Origin of the sequence: Leptospira noumeaensis, assembly GCF_004770765.1 — a bacterium.
In the GTDB taxonomy this organism is placed as follows: domain Bacteria; phylum Spirochaetota; class Leptospiria; order Leptospirales; family Leptospiraceae; genus Leptospira_A; species Leptospira_A noumeaensis.
In genome coordinates this window covers 484,701-502,728 of sequence record NZ_RQFK01000011.1, presented here as the reverse complement: position 1 = coordinate 502,728, position 18,028 = coordinate 484,701, and the positions used below count along the sequence as shown (strand labels likewise).

Annotated in this window: 20 protein-coding genes; 10 read left to right on the top strand and 10 right to left on the bottom strand. The window is 39.7% G+C overall.

Features of this window, described 5'->3' with window-relative positions; genetic code table 11:
- From EHQ24_RS05545 to EHQ24_RS05535, 3 genes are read left to right on the top strand one after another with little or no spacing between them, the layout of a single operon-like run.
- Window positions 1–1,365, top strand: a complete 1,365-nt coding sequence (locus EHQ24_RS05545; RefSeq protein ID WP_208725720.1) for a S41 family peptidase — start codon at window positions 1–3, stop codon at window positions 1,363–1,365.
- A complete protein-coding gene (gene tsaD, locus EHQ24_RS05540) occupies window positions 1,365–2,390 on the top strand; it encodes a tRNA (adenosine(37)-N6)-threonylcarbamoyltransferase complex transferase subunit TsaD (RefSeq protein ID WP_135600655.1) in 1,026 nt (341 codons plus the stop codon). Before EHQ24_RS05545 ends, tsaD begins: the two co-directional genes overlap by 1 nt.
- The gene (locus tag EHQ24_RS05535) at window positions 2,387–3,142 is read left to right on the top strand and encodes a CDP-alcohol phosphatidyltransferase family protein (RefSeq protein WP_135600654.1); all 756 of its coding nucleotides are present in this window, start codon (window positions 2,387–2,389) and stop codon (window positions 3,140–3,142) included. Before tsaD ends, EHQ24_RS05535 begins: the two co-directional genes overlap by 4 nt.
- On the opposite strand, the gene EHQ24_RS05530 is transcribed toward EHQ24_RS05535, so the two are convergent.
- Window positions 3,139–3,456 (bottom strand): STAS domain-containing protein, encoded by a 318-nt coding sequence (locus tag EHQ24_RS05530; RefSeq protein WP_135600653.1) that lies wholly within the window; start codon window positions 3,454–3,456, stop codon window positions 3,139–3,141. The two genes, EHQ24_RS05535 and EHQ24_RS05530, sit on opposite strands and share 4 nt — an antisense overlap.
- Before the next feature lie 85 nt (window positions 3,457–3,541).
- On the opposite strand from EHQ24_RS05530, the gene EHQ24_RS05525 reads away from it, so the two are divergent.
- From EHQ24_RS05525 to EHQ24_RS05515, 3 genes are all read left to right on the top strand, one after another.
- A complete protein-coding gene (locus EHQ24_RS05525; protein WP_135600652.1) occupies window positions 3,542–4,498 on the top strand; it encodes an MBL fold metallo-hydrolase in 957 nt (318 codons plus the stop codon).
- A gap of 1 nt (window position 4,499) precedes the next feature.
- Complete coding sequence (gene glpK / locus EHQ24_RS05520) at window positions 4,500–5,996, top strand: glycerol kinase GlpK (protein WP_135600651.1); 1,497 nt, start codon at window positions 4,500–4,502, stop codon at window positions 5,994–5,996.
- A 71-nt stretch (window positions 5,997–6,067) separates the two neighbouring features.
- A complete protein-coding gene (locus EHQ24_RS05515; protein WP_135600650.1) occupies window positions 6,068–6,496 on the top strand; it encodes a hypothetical protein in 429 nt (142 codons plus the stop codon).
- A gap of 6 nt (window positions 6,497–6,502) precedes the next feature.
- On the opposite strand, the gene EHQ24_RS05510 is transcribed toward EHQ24_RS05515, so the two are convergent.
- From EHQ24_RS05510 to EHQ24_RS05485, 6 genes are all read right to left on the bottom strand, one after another.
- Window positions 6,503–7,681 (bottom strand): flagellar motor switch protein FliG, encoded by a 1,179-nt coding sequence (locus tag EHQ24_RS05510; protein WP_167483058.1) that lies wholly within the window; start codon window positions 7,679–7,681, stop codon window positions 6,503–6,505.
- The gene (locus EHQ24_RS05505; protein WP_135600649.1) at window positions 7,678–7,923 is read right to left on the bottom strand and encodes a hypothetical protein; all 246 of its coding nucleotides are present in this window, start codon (window positions 7,921–7,923) and stop codon (window positions 7,678–7,680) included. Before EHQ24_RS05505 ends, EHQ24_RS05510 begins: the two co-directional genes overlap by 4 nt.
- Before the next feature lie 6 nt (window positions 7,924–7,929).
- The gene (locus EHQ24_RS05500) at window positions 7,930–9,096 is read right to left on the bottom strand and encodes an iron-containing alcohol dehydrogenase (RefSeq protein ID WP_135600648.1); all 1,167 of its coding nucleotides are present in this window, start codon (window positions 9,094–9,096) and stop codon (window positions 7,930–7,932) included.
- An 83-nt stretch (window positions 9,097–9,179) separates the two neighbouring features.
- Window positions 9,180–9,506, bottom strand: a complete 327-nt coding sequence (locus EHQ24_RS05495; protein WP_002973649.1) for a flagellar biosynthesis anti-sigma factor FlgM — start codon at window positions 9,504–9,506, stop codon at window positions 9,180–9,182.
- 21 nt (window positions 9,507–9,527) lie between these two features.
- Entirely contained in the window at window positions 9,528–10,250 is a 723-nt protein-coding gene (rsmI, locus tag EHQ24_RS05490; protein ID WP_135600647.1) for a 16S rRNA (cytidine(1402)-2'-O)-methyltransferase, read from the bottom strand.
- Window positions 10,240–10,980, bottom strand: coding sequence for an LIC11073 family putative lipoprotein (locus EHQ24_RS05485; RefSeq protein WP_135600646.1), 741 nt, complete (start codon window positions 10,978–10,980; stop codon window positions 10,240–10,242). The genes rsmI and EHQ24_RS05485 overlap by 11 nt, the downstream gene beginning before the upstream one ends.
- A 42-nt stretch (window positions 10,981–11,022) precedes the next feature.
- On the opposite strand from EHQ24_RS05485, the gene EHQ24_RS05480 reads away from it, so the two are divergent.
- Window positions 11,023–11,715 carry an LIC_20245 family lipoprotein gene (locus EHQ24_RS05480; protein WP_135600645.1) on the top strand — a complete coding sequence of 231 codons (693 nt, stop codon included), beginning with the start codon at window positions 11,023–11,025 and terminating at the stop codon, window positions 11,713–11,715.
- A 2-nt stretch (window positions 11,716–11,717) separates the two neighbouring features.
- Here EHQ24_RS05480 and nadE read toward each other — a convergent pair whose 3' ends face one another.
- From nadE to EHQ24_RS05465, 3 genes are read right to left on the bottom strand one after another with little or no spacing between them, the layout of a single operon-like run.
- A complete protein-coding gene (gene nadE, locus EHQ24_RS05475) occupies window positions 11,718–13,667 on the bottom strand; it encodes an NAD(+) synthase (protein WP_135600644.1) in 1,950 nt (649 codons plus the stop codon).
- Window positions 13,654–14,931 carry a 3-deoxy-D-manno-octulosonic acid transferase gene (locus EHQ24_RS05470; protein WP_135600643.1) on the bottom strand — a complete coding sequence of 426 codons (1,278 nt, stop codon included), beginning with the start codon at window positions 14,929–14,931 and terminating at the stop codon, window positions 13,654–13,656. Before EHQ24_RS05470 ends, nadE begins: the two co-directional genes overlap by 14 nt.
- Complete coding sequence (locus tag EHQ24_RS05465; RefSeq protein WP_135600642.1) at window positions 14,932–15,681, bottom strand: flagellar filament outer layer protein FlaA; 750 nt, start codon at window positions 15,679–15,681, stop codon at window positions 14,932–14,934.
- Window positions 15,682–15,750: 69 nt separating this feature from the next.
- Here EHQ24_RS05465 and EHQ24_RS05460 point away from each other — a divergent pair, with 69 nt between their 5' ends.
- The 3 genes from EHQ24_RS05460 to proC are packed head-to-tail and all read left to right on the top strand — an operon-like array spanning window position 15,751 to window position 18,024.
- A complete protein-coding gene (locus tag EHQ24_RS05460; RefSeq protein WP_135600641.1) occupies window positions 15,751–16,551 on the top strand; it encodes a hypothetical protein in 801 nt (266 codons plus the stop codon).
- A 2-nt stretch (window positions 16,552–16,553) separates the two neighbouring features.
- Window positions 16,554–17,252, top strand: coding sequence for a YggS family pyridoxal phosphate-dependent enzyme (locus EHQ24_RS05455; protein ID WP_135600640.1), 699 nt, complete (start codon window positions 16,554–16,556; stop codon window positions 17,250–17,252).
- Window positions 17,233–18,024 carry a pyrroline-5-carboxylate reductase gene (gene proC / locus EHQ24_RS05450; RefSeq protein WP_135600639.1) on the top strand — a complete coding sequence of 264 codons (792 nt, stop codon included), beginning with the start codon at window positions 17,233–17,235 and terminating at the stop codon, window positions 18,022–18,024. The genes EHQ24_RS05455 and proC overlap by 20 nt, the downstream gene beginning before the upstream one ends.
- Window positions 18,025–18,028 lie beyond the last annotated feature (4 nt).

Genomic DNA, 18,028 nt, shown 5'->3' with positions numbered 1-18,028 from the left:
ATTAAAATCTCTGAACGATTGGTTTGGGGTAGTATAACAGCCTGTTTGGTGGCTCTGGTTTTTTTTATTAGTTCAGAAAAAGTAAAAGCGATTTCCACTGATGGGGAAAAATACTTACAAATTTTACATGAAGTCGTTTCTTATATTGAAAACGACTATGTAGACCCACAAGAAGAAAAAAAAATCTATACTGGTGCCATTCTTGGCGCCTTGCAAAGTTTAGGTGATCCTCACACTAGATTTTTAGATACGGATGAATTTGGTGAATTACAAAATGAAACCAAAGGAAGTTTCGGCGGGATTGGTGTAGAAATCAGTTTCCAAGAAAATGCATTTATCATTGTAGCTCCCATCGAAGGGACACCGGCATGGAAAGCTGGTCTCCAACCCCAAGATAAAATTATAGAAATCAACGGCAGAAGTACAAAGGCAGTTTCTTTATCTGAGTCAATTGGAATGATGCGGGGAGAAGTTGGTTCCTCCATTTCTATGAAAATTGAAAGAAAAGGAATCAAAGATCCTTTTACTGTGAATTTGGTCAGAGAACTCATTCAAATCAGATATGTCAGGTCTCATTACCTGCAAGAAACGGAAACAGGTTATATCAAACTTGTTCAGTTTATGGGAAAAGAAACCACTGCAAAAGAATTTTCCTCGGCAGTGAATGCCATGAAAGAAGCGGGTGCAAAAAAACTCGTGATTGATTTACGGATGAATCCCGGTGGACTTTTAGATTTAGCCATTGACCTTGCTGATTTGTTTTTACCTCCGGAAGCGGACATTGTGTCCGTAAAAGGCCGTGGTGGAGTTCTTGTAAAAAGTTATAAAGCCGACAAAAAGGAAAAAAAGTTTTTAGATATCCCTGTTGCCATTTTGGTAAACGGAGGGTCGGCCAGTGCTTCTGAAATTTTAGCAGGTGCTTTAAAGGATAACAAACGTGCTATCGTTGTGGGAACACAGAGTTTCGGGAAAGGAAGTGTACAATCTATTTTTCCTCTTTCTGGAGGTACAGGAGTTGCTATCACCATCCAAAAATACTACACTCCTTCTGGCGTTTCCATCCATGGAAAAGGGATCACTCCTGATTATATTGTAAATCCCATTGCAGCAAGTGAAGATGAAAAATATGCTTTGGAAAAACTTTATAAAAAGAATTTGGTGCGGCCATTTTTAGAATCACATGCAGATTATAATGAAGCAGCCATTACAGATTTTACGGCCCTTCTAAAAAAAGAAAATATAAACATTTCGGATTCTGTCACACGGGTATTTTTATTCAATGAAATGAGAGCAGGTTCATCTAATTCCAAACCAAGATTGGATTTGGATACGCAACTTGCAGAAGCCATTCGTATTTTGAAATAATGACCTACGGGTTAGGAATCGAATCCAGTTGTGATGAAACTTCCATTGCCATCGTTCGCGATGGAAAGGATCTCCTTTCTTTAAAAATCTATAGCCAAATCGATTCCCATTCTCCGTATCGGGGAGTGGTTCCAGAAATTGCTTCTCGGGCGCATTTAGAAAAAATCAATTCTATACTTGCAGAAGCGATGGATGAGTCTGGGATCGAATTTTCTGATTTAGACTACGTTGCAGTTACCAGCTATCCTGGGTTAGTTGGTTCTCTGATGATAGGAGCTCAACTTGCCCGTAGTATTTCACTTGTGTTTGGGATTCCCATTGTTGCCGTCAACCATTTGGAAGCACATCTGGCTGTGATTGGTTTGGAAAGAGAACTTCCACCTTTTCCTTGGCTTGGTCTCCTTCTTTCCGGAGGAAATTCGTCCATTTATCTTTACAAAGGGTTTGGTGATTTGCAAATCCTTGCCGATACAAGGGACGATTCTTTAGGGGAAGCCTTTGATAAGGTCAGTGCAGTTCTAAAACTTCCCTATCCCGGTGGTCCCTATTTAGAGGCCAAAGCAAATGTTTATAATCCAGCCAAGGCAGGACCGAATCCCTTTCCAAAACTCTTAAAAGAAGACGGGGAGGATCTCATTCGGTTTTCCTATAGTGGTCTCAAAACGGCAGTTCTCTATTATTTAAAAGCAAATGCAGAAAATCCACCTCTGGAAAAGATCTCTTACTTCTTTCAAAAAACTGCCTTTGAACTCGTCACTCGGAATGTCCGGAAGGCCATAGCCCAAACCGGAATTCGAACGGTGGTGGCGGCAGGTGGAGTTCTCGCTAATGAAACCCTTCGGAAGCAACTGGAAAAAGAAAAGGAAAGGTCTCGGTTCGATCTATTTTATCCTGGCAAAAAAATTTACTGCACAGATAACGGAGCGATGGTGGCATGTCTTGGATACCATCTTTGGAAACAAAAATCTTTTGTGGGGCTCGACTTTAAGGTTAGCCCTAAACGAAACTTTGAACAAATAATATGAAACTAAAATTAACTTGGATTCCGAATACTCTCACTTTAGGGAACTTAACTTTAGGATTTGTTTCGATGCTCCTCGTAGCAGAAACAAACCCTTCCCAATCCAACTCCCATGAACTTTACACATTGGCAGGAGTGTTTATCATCTTAGCCGCGTTATTCGACGGTTTTGATGGGATGGCTGCTCGTGCCCTCAACTGCACAAGTGAACTTGGTGCGGACTTAGACAGTCTTGCTGACCTGACCACCTTTGGGATTGCACCAGGTTTTTTATCGTACAAAATGTTCTTTTATGATATCAAACTGGATATCTTTGACAAACCTGATTATTTTCCTTTGGGTATGTTCATTGCAGCTCTTTATCCGATTTGTGCAGCTTACCGGTTGGCACGTTTTAACGTAGCACACGATCCAAAATCTTTTAATGGTCTTCCCTCTCCCGTCGCTGGAGTTGTGATTGGAATTTTCCCTCTTGTGTTTTCCGTATCACAAGTTCCTGTCTGGACTGCGGTTCTCTTTTTTGTGATAACGGCATTACTCATGGTTTCGACTCTCCGTTATAGCAAACCACAAGTAGCCATCCGAGGGCTTTTCTCCTGGAAAAAATTAGGGATCAGTATCATTGGGCTTGGACTTTTGTTACTCGCCATTGGATTTTACAGATGGCCTTACGTGATGTATGGTGCTGTGGGATTTTATGTATTTTCCGGAATTGTTTCCTTTCTCATCCAAACCATTCAGGACTACCGGGTTTAGGTTTTTTCTTTTAGTTGGAAAATATCTAGTAGGTTGGCAACAGTAAATATAGTTCGTACTTCATCGGAAAGATGGATGATACGGACTAGTTTGTTTTTTTCTTTGGTCCAACTGTAACTGTGGAGAAGGATTCCAATCCCCGAAGAGTCTAGGTAACTCAAATTTTTAAAATCGAAAACCAGTTCCTGAATTTCTGGGTTATCGATTAAGGTTTTGATATCTGCTTTCAGTTTGGGAGTGTCGCGAAGGGACAAGGATCCTTCTAGAAGGACAAGGGCCTTTTCATTTTCGCGTTTGATTTCATACTGAAACATAACTTAAGTTAAGACAACATCTGAAAGAACCAAATACAATCAAAAAACGTTTGATTTTTCAAAAAAGGACTCTAGAAAAAGAGCAATGAAAATCAAGTTTTGGGGTGTTCGCGGATCCATAGGTTCACCCATTCGGCCTGAAAACGTAAAACATAAAATAGAAAAAATTCTCTCTTTGGCAAGTCCTACGGACATTCAAAACGAACAAAGTATTCATAGTTTTCTTAATTCTTTAAGTTTTTCTTCTTCATCAACTTACGGTGGTAATACGACCTGTGTAGAAATCCGTGACAAAGATGGAAATTTAATTATCATTGATGGGGGAACCGGGCTTAGGGAATTAGGAAACCAAATGATGGGTTCGGATTTTGGAAAAGGAACTGGCCATGCTTATTGGATTTTAACTCATACACACTGGGATCATATCCAAGGGATTCCATTTTTTGTTCCGCTTTTTTTACCAGGGAACCATTTTGAATTTATCTCTTGTATGAACGATATAGAAAAAAGATTGGAACACCAGTTTGTATTTACACATTTTCCTGTATCTTTCGATCATTATGCAGCCAATAAAACCTTTCAATATTTAGAAGAAGGGGAGACAATATCTCTTGGCCCAAACATTCAGGCCTTTAGTAAAGCGGTGCGTCATCCGGGTGGGAGTTTTTCTTACCGGTTTATGGAAGATGGAAAGGCAATTATTTTTGCATCGGATGCGGAATTCAATTTAGAAGAAATGGAAAACATAGACACCTATATTGATTACTTCCGAGATGCTGATGTTTTGGTTTTCGATACACAATATACTTTTGAAGAGTCACTTCAGAAAATTGATTGGGGGCATAGTTCTGCTTCCATTGCCACAGACATTGCCCTTCGTGCTAAGGTCAAAAAATTAGTGATGTTTCATCATGACCCTTCTTATGATGATGAAAAATTAGACTTGGTGTATTTACGCGCACTCAAATACAAAGAGATGTTTGATCCACATGGCAAATTAGAAATCATTATGGCTTATGAAGGTTTGGAAATAGAGGTTTAAAATGGCAAAAAAAAGTTATATTATCGGGATAGATGCAGGTACAACAGGGATTAGAACATTTTGTTTTAATGATAAAGGAAAGGTAATTTCTTCCGCATACCAAGAATTCAAACAATACTATCCAAAACCAGGTTGGGTAGAACATGATCCAGAAGAGATCTGGGCCAAAACTCAAAAACTCATTGGAACCGCCATAAAAAATGGAAATCTAAATCCCAAAGATGCTGTTGCTATTGGGATCACAAACCAAAGAGAAACTTCTGTGGTTTGGGATAAAAAGACCGGCAAACCCGTGTATAACGCCATTGTTTGGCAATGTAGAAGAACCTCTGATATTTGTAAGGAATTAAAAAAACAAAGTCTAGATTCTAACTTTCGAAATAAAACAGGTCTTGTTTTGGATGCGTATTTTTCGGGAACCAAAATCCAATGGATCTTAGATAACGTAAAAGGGGCTCGTGCCAAAGCAGAAAAAGGTGATTTGTTATTTGGAACCATTGACACTTGGTTATTATACAAACTTACAGGTCATAAAGAACACAAAACCGATCATACCAATGCCTCAAGAACCCTTCTTTTTAATATCCAAACCAAAGAATGGGATGAGGAACTTTGTGAAATTTTAAGAGTTCCAATGTCTATGCTTCCGAAAGCGTTCAATTCAAAAAATCTATTTGGATTCACTTCGAATGTAAAATCTCTTCCCGATGGCATTCCTATATCGTCACTCGTAGGTGACCAACAAGGAGCTCTTTTTGGACAACTTTGTACGGAACCTGGAGAAGCCAAAAACACATATGGAACTGGATGTTTTTTACTCTTCAATGTAGGAGATGAATTTAGAATTTCCAACCAAGGTCTCATCACAACCCTTGCACTTGGTCCTGAAGGGAAAACAGTCTATTGTTTGGAAGGATCTGTATTTATTGGTGGAGCGGTCGTGCAGTTCCTTCGAGATAATTTAGAATTTTTTAAATACTCGAAAGATTCTGAAAAATTGGTGAAGGCCATTAAAACTAAAGATGATTTGGTTTTTGTTCCTGCCTTTGCTGGCCTTGGAGCTCCTCATTGGGACCAAGAGGCACGTGGTGCTATCTTTGGTCTTTCGCGTGACACAAGTCCCGCACAGATCACAAGAGCCGCACTCAAAGCCATTGCTTTACAATCCTATGAACTTGCCAATGCCATGGAAAAAGAAACAGGAAAACCATTGAAGTTTTTACGTGTGGATGGGGGAGCCACTTCCAATGCTTGGCTTATGCAGTTCCAAGCAGACATTCTAGGAACCAAAGTCATCCGACCACAAAATGTTGATACAACTGTACTTGGTGCCGCATACCTGGCAGGACTCGAACGTGGATTTTTTAAATCTGTGGCAAGCCTTAGAAAAGAAGAAACCAAAACGACCCAATTTTTGCCTAAGATGAAAGAATCGGAACGAAACGAAGAAATTGATAAATGGAACTGGGCGATTTCACGAGTGAAAACAGGAAATTAGTTTGATACCTTTGTGTGAGTAAGAATGTTTGTTAGGTGTAGTTTTTAAATATTAATAAAATGACAAAACAAATGAAAATAAAGATACACCTAATCACATTGTTACTTTTTTTTACAATTAGTTCGCTTGATTCAATTAACTTTCAAAAGTCAAAACCAAATCTCAATTGTAAATTTAAACCAGGGTATTATACAGAAACCATTCATTTTGGTGAAAATTCACTTGTCATTCATGTAGAAATCACCGAGGAATTGATCAACTTTCATCGAGTGATCGATCAATTTTATGTAAAAAATAAATTGGTTTGGAATGGTGGTTGCGAATTTGAAATGGTTACTTTGGAAATTACTGATCCGATTTTAATGGATTCCGATTGGATTGGAAAAAGAACCTATTACAAAGCTGTTGCCATCGATGATCATGTTTATAACTATATAAAAATAGAAAAAAACGCAACAAGCCAAACCTTAAAATTCCAAGGTAAAAGTTTTCCTCATTAACAAACTTTAATAATCAAACCAAAGAAGAGAAAATTCAAATGGTTTTCTCTCTTTGGTTACCCCGCCACCAACAAGAAAAATTCCTGTTGCATAGTAGGGAATTTCAATGAGTAAATCCGGTGGCAACCGATGGAATTCGGTTGTTTCTATTTCTTTTCTCGATAAAAAGAAATCAAATCGCAAAACATCGATCCAATCACAGGTTTTGAAAAATAATTTGGTGGCAGTACATCCATAAAACTGAACCAAGTGGCCATCGGTAAAAAAATTGAATTTTTCAGTATTTGTAAAAGGAACTTCTTCTTTTCGTTCCTCTTCACCATTTTCCCGGTAGGTAAAGATACTCCCTTCTTCATAATAAATATTTCTCGCAAAACGTTTGAAGAGTTCTGTTTCTATAATGGAAATCAAATCTTCACCCTCTGGAGGTTTTTTTGATGGCCCATCTAAAATTTGTTTCATTTTGTTTTTAGAGATAGACGTTCGAACGACTTCCATGACAGGTTTGGAAAGACTGGGAAGGATGTATTTGGTATACCTCTCATCGTGGTCACGAAGAATCTCTTGTAAAAAATTTCCATGAATGAGTGGGATCATTTCTACGGTAAACATTTGTTTGTTTAAGAATTTGGCAAATTCTGGTTCATGGCGAAATAAATTGGAAACAATGGTTTCTTCTTCTTTTGGTGTTCCAGAAAAAAGAATGGATACCAAACGAAATAGGTAGGTTTTACTTTTGGGATCAAAATACAAAGACTCAATTTTTTCCCGCACTAAGTCTTCCGAAAGTTCTGGGTTTATGATGTCTCTAAGTGATAGATACTTTGTCGATTGGAACTTGTCACGTTTTCCCCGGTAAAGAAAGGATGAGGTGCTACGGATTCCGCCAATCTGAATGGTTAGAGGAAAAAATCCTGGTTTTGGTTTGGATTCGGTATCTTTTGGAACTTTCGTACTACCAATATAAGTCGGTGTAAAAACAGGTTTGGATGCAAAGGATTGTCTGTTGTATTGTAACTCGTATAAAAACTGTGGGAATAGAATTGGATCTGAAGTGACAGATGGTAGATCTGGGATTTTCTTCTTTGGGATAGGGTAGAAGGATTTTTTCGTCGATTGGAACCGAGCCACAGAGTCGGGGCTTGCTAAAAAGAAATGGTAATTGTTTCCTTGTCTGTAAATCAAAGGGGTGGAGATTTTTTTAGTTTTTTCTGGATCCGAATCCGAAAGTGTTCCCAATTATAATCTGTTTTTAAAATTTCCAACTCATTTTCCACACCAAACCGCATGAAGTCATAAATCTCTTCATGTTCCATTCCAACGACGATGGAAAGATCCTGGATGACTCTTTGTAATCTTCTGGCATCACGATCACTGAGAGTAAAGGTTTCTAATAGTTTTTTTTCGAATTCCGTCAGTTGGATCAAGAGAACCTAAAACGCAGCCACAAGGATGGTTTCGATTTCATTTTTAGGAAGTTCTCTAGGAAGACAATCAAGAAATGAATAAGTGGCCGCAAGTGTTGCAATCCCAGGAAGATCGATTTTTTTCACTTCGTATTCGGACAACCTTTGAGGAATCCTAAGTTCTAAATAGATTTTACGAATCCCTTCTACCGCTTTGATCGCAGCTTCAATCACCGAAATATTGGTGACGTCTTCATCCAGAGCCCTTGCAATCATTACATACTTACCAGCAGAAGAAGTTAAGTTGTATTCCATAACATGTGGGAGAAGGATCGACATACTTTGAAAAATATCTAAATTCGTAACGGTTGTTACTGCAAGTGACAATGCATAACAAAGTCCAAGGCTACTTGTGGATTGTGCAATTCCTGCAAGGAGACTTGCTGCATAAATGGAGTTTTTTGGCCCTAGGTTTCTTGGTTCGCGAATTGCCGGTACAATGTTTTTGGAGATAAGTTCGATGGAACGTAGGGCAGTGGAGGAAGTAATCTCATTTGCATATTTAGAAAGGATACTATCTACAGCTGCGGACAAAATGGAGATTCCAGTTTTTGCAGTTTCCGAACTAGACATACCAGCCCCAATTTTTGGATCAGAAACTATGAGTTCAGGAAAAGCCCATTCATGTGCAAAGTATTTTCTATTTTTATCTTTATCATCCACAATCGAAAAAAATGGAGAACATTCATTTCCGAGTAGGGGTTTTGTGGGAACAACGATTAAAGGAAGACCTTTTTTCTTAGGTTGTTTTTTCCCAACCAACAATTCTTCTGCAAATAAATCATTGGTAGCAAGAAGAGATGCCGCTTTACCTGCGTTTACCGATTCAAAGGAACCGTAAGCCACCACACAATCTGCATTGGAAATTCTAAGGAAGTGAGCACAGGAATCTAAATCTTTAAAATGAACTCGGTCAACGATATCATCATAGATGATCACACCTTCTGCGTGTTTTTCGAGACTGGTTTTGATGATGGAAAGTTCTTCGGCGTTTTCTAGTTCTTTTTGTGTGGTGATAAGAACCACTCGGGACCCAATGTTTTTGACAAAAGATCCAAGTTTGTATCCACAATCGATTTCGAAGTGAATTTTAGGAGGAAATTGAAAATTAATCCATTCGGGGAGAACTGGCATACGATCCCCTAATTATGATTCGGCGGAGTTAGAGAAATCCTCGGGGAGGACAATAAAAAAGGATCCCTCACCACCCGTCCTTTTTACTGTTGTCCGAGGAAAGTTGACGCGATTTGGTCGGAGATTTTATCCAACATCTCTGTAGAGAGGTTGTCGTAGTCGCCGTTTTTCAATCGTTCTTTGATCGCTTTGATTTTTTCCGTACGATCTTCCTCTGGAGGAGCTTGTACGATTTGTTTTGCGATCTGTTTTACTTCTGCTTGAAGTTTTGCTTCCGAGGCAATTTTTTTGGCAGCGTCAGAGATAGAAATTGTGTCTACCGGAGCTTGTGCTTCCGTTTCTCTTGGCCCTTGTGGTTTTTTCGGTTCGTATCCGTAACCACCAACTCGTCCTACTTTGTCGACGTTCATATATTTAGTCCTCTTCCTACATCACATATCGGAGGAATCCGAAAATCCCTTAAGTGTTTTTTTTCGATGATTTAAGAGAAAAACAAACTCTCCTTTGGCATTTGGCGGTTCTTTCGCCAATTCCCTAGGATTTGCATAGTAAAGTACCTCTTCAAAGGTCTTTGTCAACTCCCTTCCCACAAGCACCTCCGTTTCCGGAAAGAGCTCTTCAAGCATAGGGTAGAGTCTGGGGAGTTTGTGAACCGATTCATAAAAAACTACAAGTCCATCGATCTCCGATGCTCTTTCTAATTCTCGGCGTTTTTTACTCGGTTTTTCAGAGAGGAATCCTAAAAAATATGTGGGATTGACCTGAAATCCAGAAACAGAAAGTAGAGCAGTGAGGGCGGAAGCACCTGGCACAGGAACAATCCGAATCCCTTTTTCCCGAGCTGTGCGTACCATTTGGCTTCCTGGATCCGAAACGCCCGGAGTTCCGGCATCAGAAACTAGGGCCATTGATTTCCCTGACTTTAGCTGTTCTAGGACATTGGCATAAGGAGTTTCCGAACTGTCTTTATAAAGGGCAAGAACAGGTGTCACAATTTCTAATTTGGAAAATAGAGACCTAGTTTCTTTGGCTGATTCGCAAAGAACAAGATCCACAGTTTTAAAAATTTCTAAGGCGCGTAAGGTGATGTCTCCCAGATTTCCTATGGGTGTGGCCACGACATAGAGAGAACCAACTTCCCGTTTATGGGCCAACGTATTGGCATCCTGGAGGAGATTGTCCGGCTGGGCATGTGCAACCTAAATCATTATTTCCCTTGGTACAAGGGTTACATGCAGTTCCCAAGGCACAGGCCGTCGGTGTTCCACAAGCGGCATTGGCACAAATGGTGGTATTACATCCGACGCCTACAGCACAAAGGGTTTGGATGTCGTTTACCTTATTTGGAATGGCGCAAGTGCTGGAAGTTGTGGACGGATTGGAGATGAGTCCACCCGTGAGCATAGAACGCAAAGTAAAGTTATAGATTTGGCATTTTTGGAAAAATTCTGCTCCCGGAGGAGGAACTGCAAAACGAATTCTTTTGGTCACAATCTTGGATGATTCTGTGGAGGCTTCATAAGGAAGGTGGGGGAAACTGGGTTGTACCCCATCTTCCAACCATTCCCCTTGGACGGTTTGGATGATCCCTGGAAAGGCAGTGGTCACATAGAGGTTATAACCTAAAAACTGAGGTTCCCGGTTCGTAACATAATAACGAAGGATGTATTCCGGTCTAGGATCTGCAGTGTAATTGAGAATATCCGTTTGGTAGTCATTGGTGATGTTGCTATTGACAGCAACCATAGAAAGGATCTGCGGCACACTGGGAGGAACTAGAAAAACAAAGGGTGCTACGGGCGTATCTGTATTGATTCCACACCTAAAAAAAGAGAGTAAAGATATGCAGATAAAGTAAAGTGGATGTAAAGAGGGAAAACGCATTCTATTTCTCGTTGCCCTTCCAAGTTTTCAGGAATTCAATCTATGGGAATCCAAAAAAAATTACTCTTTGTCTCCATTTCTCTGATTGGGCTTTTTTTTCTCATCCTCCTCGTTATGGGTGGAGAAGATGAAGAAGAAGCTCGCCGTAAAAAAGAAAGAGGGTCGCAGGCCCTAGCCCTATTTGGGGGAGGATCTGGCGGCCCTAAGGGAACCAACCGTTTGGGTGTTCGCGGGGAAGATGCAGGTTCCATCTTCGATTCCGACTACTACAATGCTGGTGGGATGCGGTATGAGGAAGATAACAATCTTGGTGGGTCGGAAGCAGGGGAAGTTCCCATCAATCCACAAACAGGAAAACCTTATCCTCCTGAAGCCATGCAGGCCTTTGAGGAACTTCGGGAACAATTTCCGGATAACGATTTGATTCCAAAACGATTGACCCCGGAAGACAAACAAAAACAGGCCGAGTTCAATCAAAAACTTTCACGTGCCACAAACTCAGTGTTTGGTGGAACGCCTAATGCCACTGACATTACCTTGTACTACAACCATGTTCGAAAACAAGGAAAGGACAGATTGGAAATCATCAACTACTTGATTGAATCACAAGGGGGAGATGATCCGGAGATGGATAAAAAATTCCAAGAGATTTTAAAAAATATCCAATACCAAAACGAACAAGTGGAAAAGGAAGCATCGAACGCTTTCCAAAAGGCGGGAATTTCTCCTCCTTAGTTTTAAGTTTCGTTTGATAAAATGGGATAACGGTAACTGGATTTTGGATCTAGGCCGTATTCATCCAAATGGAAGGAGGGAGGGAGCCTCTCTCTTTTCCATTGTGATGTCATAAATAGTTTTTTAAACTTTTTGATATGAGTAGAAAGTACATCCGGAGTTTCCCATGGGAATTCCTTTATGAGTGCTTCCAAACAATCCGCATCTTGCACTCCTAAATACACAAGTTTTCTTTCAATTGATTGTAAGATAGGATAAGGCATCAGATCCTTTTCATCTTCTTGGTGTTCGGAAAGGGGTTTTAGTTCCGCTGTTGGTTTTGTATTCCTTAAAATCCGAATGGATTCTTTAGGTGTAATGAAGCGGTTGTTTCCATTTTGAATATCGTCTAACCAATCCAATAAAAATTCCTTGCTAACGCCTGCTAGTGGAGCTAATGATCCGGAGGAATCCCCATCCATCGTTGTATAACCCACACTTGCCTCACTGCGATTGCCTGTTGATATAAGTAAATGTCCATTGAGATTGGCAAGTAACCAAACCAGAGGAGAACGAACCCTGGCTTGGATGTTTTGTAAAGGTAAGTCATGTTCTTTCCAATTCAGAGTTTTTCCAAGGACGGATTCAATCAGTTTAATAGAGGTGTCTACGGCCCCATCAATCGGAATGGAATGAAATGGATAACCTAATTCTTCGCTTAATGTTTTTGCAATCTCCTCTGTGAGAGAAGAATTGTTTTCTGTTTTTTGGTATAGGGTGACGAGAAGTTCTTTTTCATTGATCCCAAGGGATGAAAAAGTAGAATCACCATTTTCTTCTATGGCGATTTCTTTCATAGAATTCACAAGTAAGGCGCAAGTGGCACTGTCGGCTCCCCCGGAAAGAGAAAGGGTAAAACCTTTGGTTTTTGACTTCCTTAAATAATCAAAAAGCCCAAGGGAAACCGCTTTTGTAAATTCTTCATAAATACTGAAAGGATAAGAACCAGAATTTGTTTCCAAACTAGTTTCCCTTTCGACTCTTTTATCCAAAACAGAAAAACTAGAACTATATCCATCGCGGCTTTCCTTTAAAGGTTCTAATTGGATATTGGGAATCTCTGTTCTATGAACATTGGGTTTGGAATCACGAAAAGATCTGGCTTTGGCCGCACGGATCAAATGGGGATCAAAGGTATAGGAAGTCACTTGGTAAGGAGTGAAGGATAATCTTTGTCCTTCTTTGACAAGGTTCCCGGTGGAAGCAAAAATGGCTCCGCCCTCGAAGATAATCCGTCCTGATTCATTTCCAACAAGATTGGTAAACACTTGGAGGTTACACTGGTTTCTACTGGATTCGGTAAAAATTTGTTTTCTTATGTTTTGTTTTCCCATCGCAAAATGAGAAGCTCCAGGTGAAAACAAAACATCGGTTCCTTGTAAGGAATAAAAGGATGCAGGTTTTTGTACAGACCAACTGTCTTCACAAATCTCAACTCCAAAGTTCCAGTTCTCAGTTTGAAAGATAAAATGTCCAAAAGGAACTTCCTCACCAGCAAAGGATATACTTCTGTTTAAAAATTCTGATTCAGAATGAAACCATCTCCGTTCATAGTGTACGCCAGTGTTTGCTAAATTTAATTTTGGAACCAGTGCCACCACCTTTCCTCCATAAAGCACGGCCATACAATTGTATAAAAAAGATCCAACAAATACAGGAAGACCAACAATCAAAATCTGGTTTATAGAAATATGTTTTAGTTCTTTAATGATTTCTTCGGAACGAGTCCAAACATAAGGTTTGTAAAAAGCATCTTCACACCCGTATCCCGAAATACAAAGTTCGGGAAAAAGGATACAATCGGCTCCCTTTGTTTCTGGATTTTTGATTGCCTGGATGATGGATTCATAGTTCCCCAAAAAGTCTAGGGGAGTGGTGTTTAGTGTGATAGCGGCAATTTTAATTTTGGGCATCGGAGAAAACTCGGTTATAAATCTTATCCGACGCACCTCTATTTTCTACAACAAAGTTTCGATTCCCCTGACCCATCTTTTCTCTTAAAGATTTGTTTTGTACAAGTAAGGCAAATTTTTCTACAAATTGGATTTCCGATTCTGTTTTGAAAAGTCCACCTAATTCTTGCATAACGATGGCTTCGGGAGCGTTACTGATTCTAGGTCCTGTGATGACTGGAAGGCCGAGAGCTGCCGGTTCAATGGTATTGTGGACTCGGTGCAACCAGGCTCCACCCACATAAGCAAAACTTCCATATTGGTAGGCAAAAGCCAAAATTCCCATCAGATCAAAAAGAAGGAATTTGGGTAATGGCTCTCCTGGTTTTAGTTTTGAAAAGACTCCTACAGTCCCGTAATTTTCTAAATTAGGAATCAATTCCATCATTCGATTTTCCTCCCATTTATGAGGAAAAATCCAATAATAGGCATCATCGGAATGACTTTTTAAGTAAGCGGTAAATCGCTCTTCACAAATCCCATAAGTGGAACCGAGGATGATGGGTTTGTTTTTGGATAAAAAACTTTTTTCCTCGGAAACGAAACGAGTAAAACTAGGGTTTGGTGTTTTAGTTTCTAATTTTCCAAGAACAGATTCAAATCTTGTGTCACCTAACACGATAAAATCGGTTTTTGGAGAGATGAGGCCTGTAAATTCTTTTGCCATCAGTTCATGGCTTGGATAAATTCCTGTCAGATACTGGAAGGAAGCTTTTGTTAACGACCGCACTATCGGATTTTTTCTGGAAGACTCTGAGGACAGACTGGCGCAAGGAAGATAGGTTTTTGTTCCCTGGCGATTTGCCACTTTCAAAAGATTGGGCCAAGTGTCCCAAGCCATTACAAAAAGAACTTTTGGTTTGAAGTGAGAAAAAATTTTGTCGTAGGCGTGAGCTGTATCTAGTGGAAGATAAAAATACACATCTGCTAGTGGATCTGAAAAAGTGGATTCTTTTACAGAAGATGAAAAAACAGATTGGATGATAAATACGTTTTTATTTTTTTTACGGATGGTTTCTGTAAGGGCACGGGCCTGGTCAAGTTCTCCCACACTTGCCGCGTGGAGCCAAATCACAAATTTCCCTTCTGCTGATTTTGAAAAAATACTTTCTAAGGAGAATTTCCTTTTTTGTAATTCATTTCTTACTGGTTTTAGAAACAAAGAAAGAAATTTTAAAATGAAACTAATGAATGAAATAAGAATGTTGTAGAAAAAATATACCATTTAGCGTTTGTTACCCCAAGTGTCGTTCACTTCCGAACCAGGGTAGATGAAAGTTCTTTTATCTATCACAAAACTCAAATTGTCAAAGTATAAATGAAACTCACCTTTCTTTTGTGAAGCCAAACTTTTTAACCGAAAGGAAGCAAAGGAAATAGGGAAGGACATGGATTGGATGAGCCTTGTATTTTCTTTGGGAAGGTTGATTTTAAATTCCAACCGACGCCAACCTACAAAATTCAAAGTCCCTAAATCAAAATACAAATCTTTGGATTTTTTCTGGGAAAGTCCCATACTGAGATTGATATGGTGGCCTTCTGAATACACCCAAAGGATTCCTTGGATGGGCATTCCGAGTGGCATAAGAATTGGTTCTTTCGGTCTCACTTCCCAATGGTCGAGTCTTGGATTTTCTACATAACTTTGGAGGAGGAAACTCGTTTGGTTTTGTAAGTTTGAATACCCTGATTCTTTTAAGATAGCGGCCTCTTGTAAAAAAGCCTCCGACTTGGGAACGTTAGCGGCAAATTGTGTGACTGCTAAAAACGAATCCACTCGGTAAAAATCCCAAGGCCTTTCTCCTTCAAAGTCTTCCACAAGGAAGAGGAGGTAACTTGTGTCTATGGAAAGAGCCGATTTTAAAATTTGAACTCGGCCCAATTCGTCGGGATCATATGGTCTCGGAAGAGACAAAAGTCCAGAAATCATGAGTAGGAAACCCAAACAGAATGTAAATTTTTTTGCAAATTTCATGATTTCTCACTTTTCGAAAACCCAAAAACGTGTACTCTATTCTTATCAAAGGAAAGGAATCCGCAAGTCATGGGCCGCCGCGACAATTTGAAAATACTCACAACTGCCATTCTAGTGGTTCTACTTCTTTCATCGTTCATTTTTGCATTTATCTATAGAAACGAAATTTACCAAAAACTGCAAACCATTGGAAAAAACAGAGATGCAGAGATGGTGGATCGCGAAATCCAAAGAGAAAATCCTGGAATTCCGGCTCCGAAAGAAAACTTTGCAAACAATGACTCCAAAGAGTCGGTTCGGGACAGTTCCAAACTTCCGGAACTCCCTAGTTTAGAAGATATGGAACCAGATATGGATCGTCCCCGTTCTGTTTCAGTCGCTGCCTCTACCAAATCCAAAGAAAAAGTTGATACAACTTCTCGTTTGCAAGAAAAATTAGACCAAGTAGAAGAATCCATCGCTCCAAAAGACGAAACCAAAAAAACAAAGAAGTCTTCTAAAAAAGAAGATTCTGTTTCTGAAGTAAAAGAATCTGCAACTACCGCCAAACAACCAAAAATGGATGTAGAGGATTTTGAAAAGGTTTCTAAAAAACAAGAGTCCAAAGTTTCGAAACCATCCAAAACATATGTTAGTCGTAATAAAAAATCAAATCTAGTATCATCTAAAAAACAAAAAACCAAATCCAAAGAATCAACCTATTCGCAAAAAACAAAAAAGAGTGGATACGAGGAATCGGGATCTTCTAATTTAGAAGTGCGGATGCGTTCTGTGGAACAAAAACTTTCTTCTCAAAACGATCGAAACGAAAAACGATTTGTGGAAATCGAACGTCGGATTGAGTCTTTAGAAAAAGCGTTAGCTAAGTAATCGTGGCCGATTACGGTTCTTCGTATCTTTCCATACAAAATTCTTTAAAAGATTTGTTCCCAAACAAATCGCCAGTCCTCATTGCCGTTTCTAAAACCAAACCTTATGAAGTGGTGAAAGAAGCATATTTGCAGGGGATTCGCGAGTTCGGAGAAAATTATATCCCCGAAGCCATCTCCAAATTCACAAAACTAAGAGAAGAGTTTCCAGAAGCTGTCACTTCTGTCAAATTACACCATATTGGGCCTGTGCAATCAGGAACCTTACGAAAGTTATTTGGTATGTTTTCTTTTACTCATGGGGTCGGTAGTATCTCTACCTTAAAGGAACTTCTGAAACGTGCCGAAAAAGAAAAAAAGGAAATTCGCTATTTTTTACAAACCAATCTCACCGAAGAAAATACCAAACACGGAATGGGTTTTGAAACTTTACGTTCCATGAAAGATGCACTTTCTAGTTATCAAAACGAATTTTGTATTTGGGAAGGGTTTATGGGTATGGGTCCTTCGAGTGGAGATTTACGAGAGACGAGGGAAGTGTTTTCCCTTTTGGCAGAACTACGAAATACATATTATCCAGATAAAAAATTATCAATGGGTATGAGTGGTGATTATGAAATCGCCTGCGAATTAGGATCCGACTATTTAAGAGTGGGTTCAAAGATTTTTGGAGATAGGAACTATGCAGAAAAAACCAATTGAAACGGTAGGGGTTGTGGGACTTGGAAAGATGGGAGCTGCAATTGCTTCTGCCCTTGTGAAAAAGGGAACCAAGGTATATGGATTTGATCCCAACTTAAAAGAATCTCCTTTATCGGGAGTGAACCTTGTTGGTACCCTAGATTCCATAAGTAAAGAAACGGACGTGATCGTGATCGCGGTAAAACCAAATCTTGTGGTTCCTGTTTTAAAAGAATTTTCGAAACCGGCAACATTCGTGTCCATTGCGGCAGGAATTTCCTATTCACAAATTTTGGAAGCGGCTCCCCAAGGTTCGTTTTCTGTTCGAGTGATGCCAAATCTTCCTTTGGTTTCTGAACGAGGGGCTATTGCGTACTTTTGTGATGATGCCAGTGTTACAAACGTAGAACGACTGTTTAGTGGAATGGGAAGTCATATTCGTGTTTCCAAAGAATCACTCATGGATGCGGTGACTGCTCTTTCTGGTTCTGGTCCGGCTTATGTGTTAACATTTTTACAAGCAATGGCAGAAGGTGGGTTACAAGAAGGACTCAGTTACGAGGAATCCTTGTCTTTGGCAATGGAAACCATTGAAGGAACGCTGGTGTATTTTCGTAAACAGAGAGAAAATGATCCCAACCTCCATCCGATGGAAATGAGAAATTGGGTGACTTCTCCCGGAGGAACTACCATTCATGGACTAGATGCTTTGGAGAGAGGTGGATTCTCAACCGCCGTGAGAGATGCAATACACAGAGCGACGGAGAGAAGTAAGGAATTGGGGAAAGGATAAAAAC

Coding starts and splice junctions, on each gene's coding strand:
- EHQ24_RS05530 (WP_135600653.1), bottom strand. CDS start 3,456: ATGTTTCAGTATGAAATCAAACGCGAAAATGAAAAGGCCCTTGTCCTT.
- nadE (WP_135600644.1), bottom strand. CDS start 13,667: ATGCCCAAAATTAAAATTGCCGCTATCACACTAAACACCACTCCCCTA.
- EHQ24_RS05535 (WP_135600654.1), top strand. CDS start 2,387: ATGAAACTAAAATTAACTTGGATTCCGAATACTCTCACTTTAGGGAAC.
- EHQ24_RS05480 (WP_135600645.1), top strand. CDS start 11,023: ATGGGAATCCAAAAAAAATTACTCTTTGTCTCCATTTCTCTGATTGGG.
- EHQ24_RS05515 (WP_135600650.1), top strand. CDS start 6,068: ATGAAAATAAAGATACACCTAATCACATTGTTACTTTTTTTTACAATT.
- EHQ24_RS05485 (WP_135600646.1), bottom strand. CDS start 10,980: ATGCGTTTTCCCTCTTTACATCCACTTTACTTTATCTGCATATCTTTA.
- EHQ24_RS05495 (WP_002973649.1), bottom strand. CDS start 9,506: ATGAACGTCGACAAAGTAGGACGAGTTGGTGGTTACGGATACGAACCG.
- EHQ24_RS05460 (WP_135600641.1), top strand. CDS start 15,751: ATGGGCCGCCGCGACAATTTGAAAATACTCACAACTGCCATTCTAGTG.
- EHQ24_RS05470 (WP_135600643.1), bottom strand. CDS start 14,931: ATGGTATATTTTTTCTACAACATTCTTATTTCATTCATTAGTTTCATT.
- proC (WP_135600639.1), top strand. CDS start 17,233: ATGCAGAAAAAACCAATTGAAACGGTAGGGGTTGTGGGACTTGGAAAG.
- EHQ24_RS05465 (WP_135600642.1), bottom strand. CDS start 15,681: ATGAAATTTGCAAAAAAATTTACATTCTGTTTGGGTTTCCTACTCATG.
- glpK (WP_135600651.1), top strand. CDS start 4,500: ATGGCAAAAAAAAGTTATATTATCGGGATAGATGCAGGTACAACAGGG.
- EHQ24_RS05525 (WP_135600652.1), top strand. CDS start 3,542: ATGAAAATCAAGTTTTGGGGTGTTCGCGGATCCATAGGTTCACCCATT.
- tsaD (WP_135600655.1), top strand. CDS start 1,365: ATGACCTACGGGTTAGGAATCGAATCCAGTTGTGATGAAACTTCCATT.
- EHQ24_RS05500 (WP_135600648.1), bottom strand. CDS start 9,096: ATGCCAGTTCTCCCCGAATGGATTAATTTTCAATTTCCTCCTAAAATT.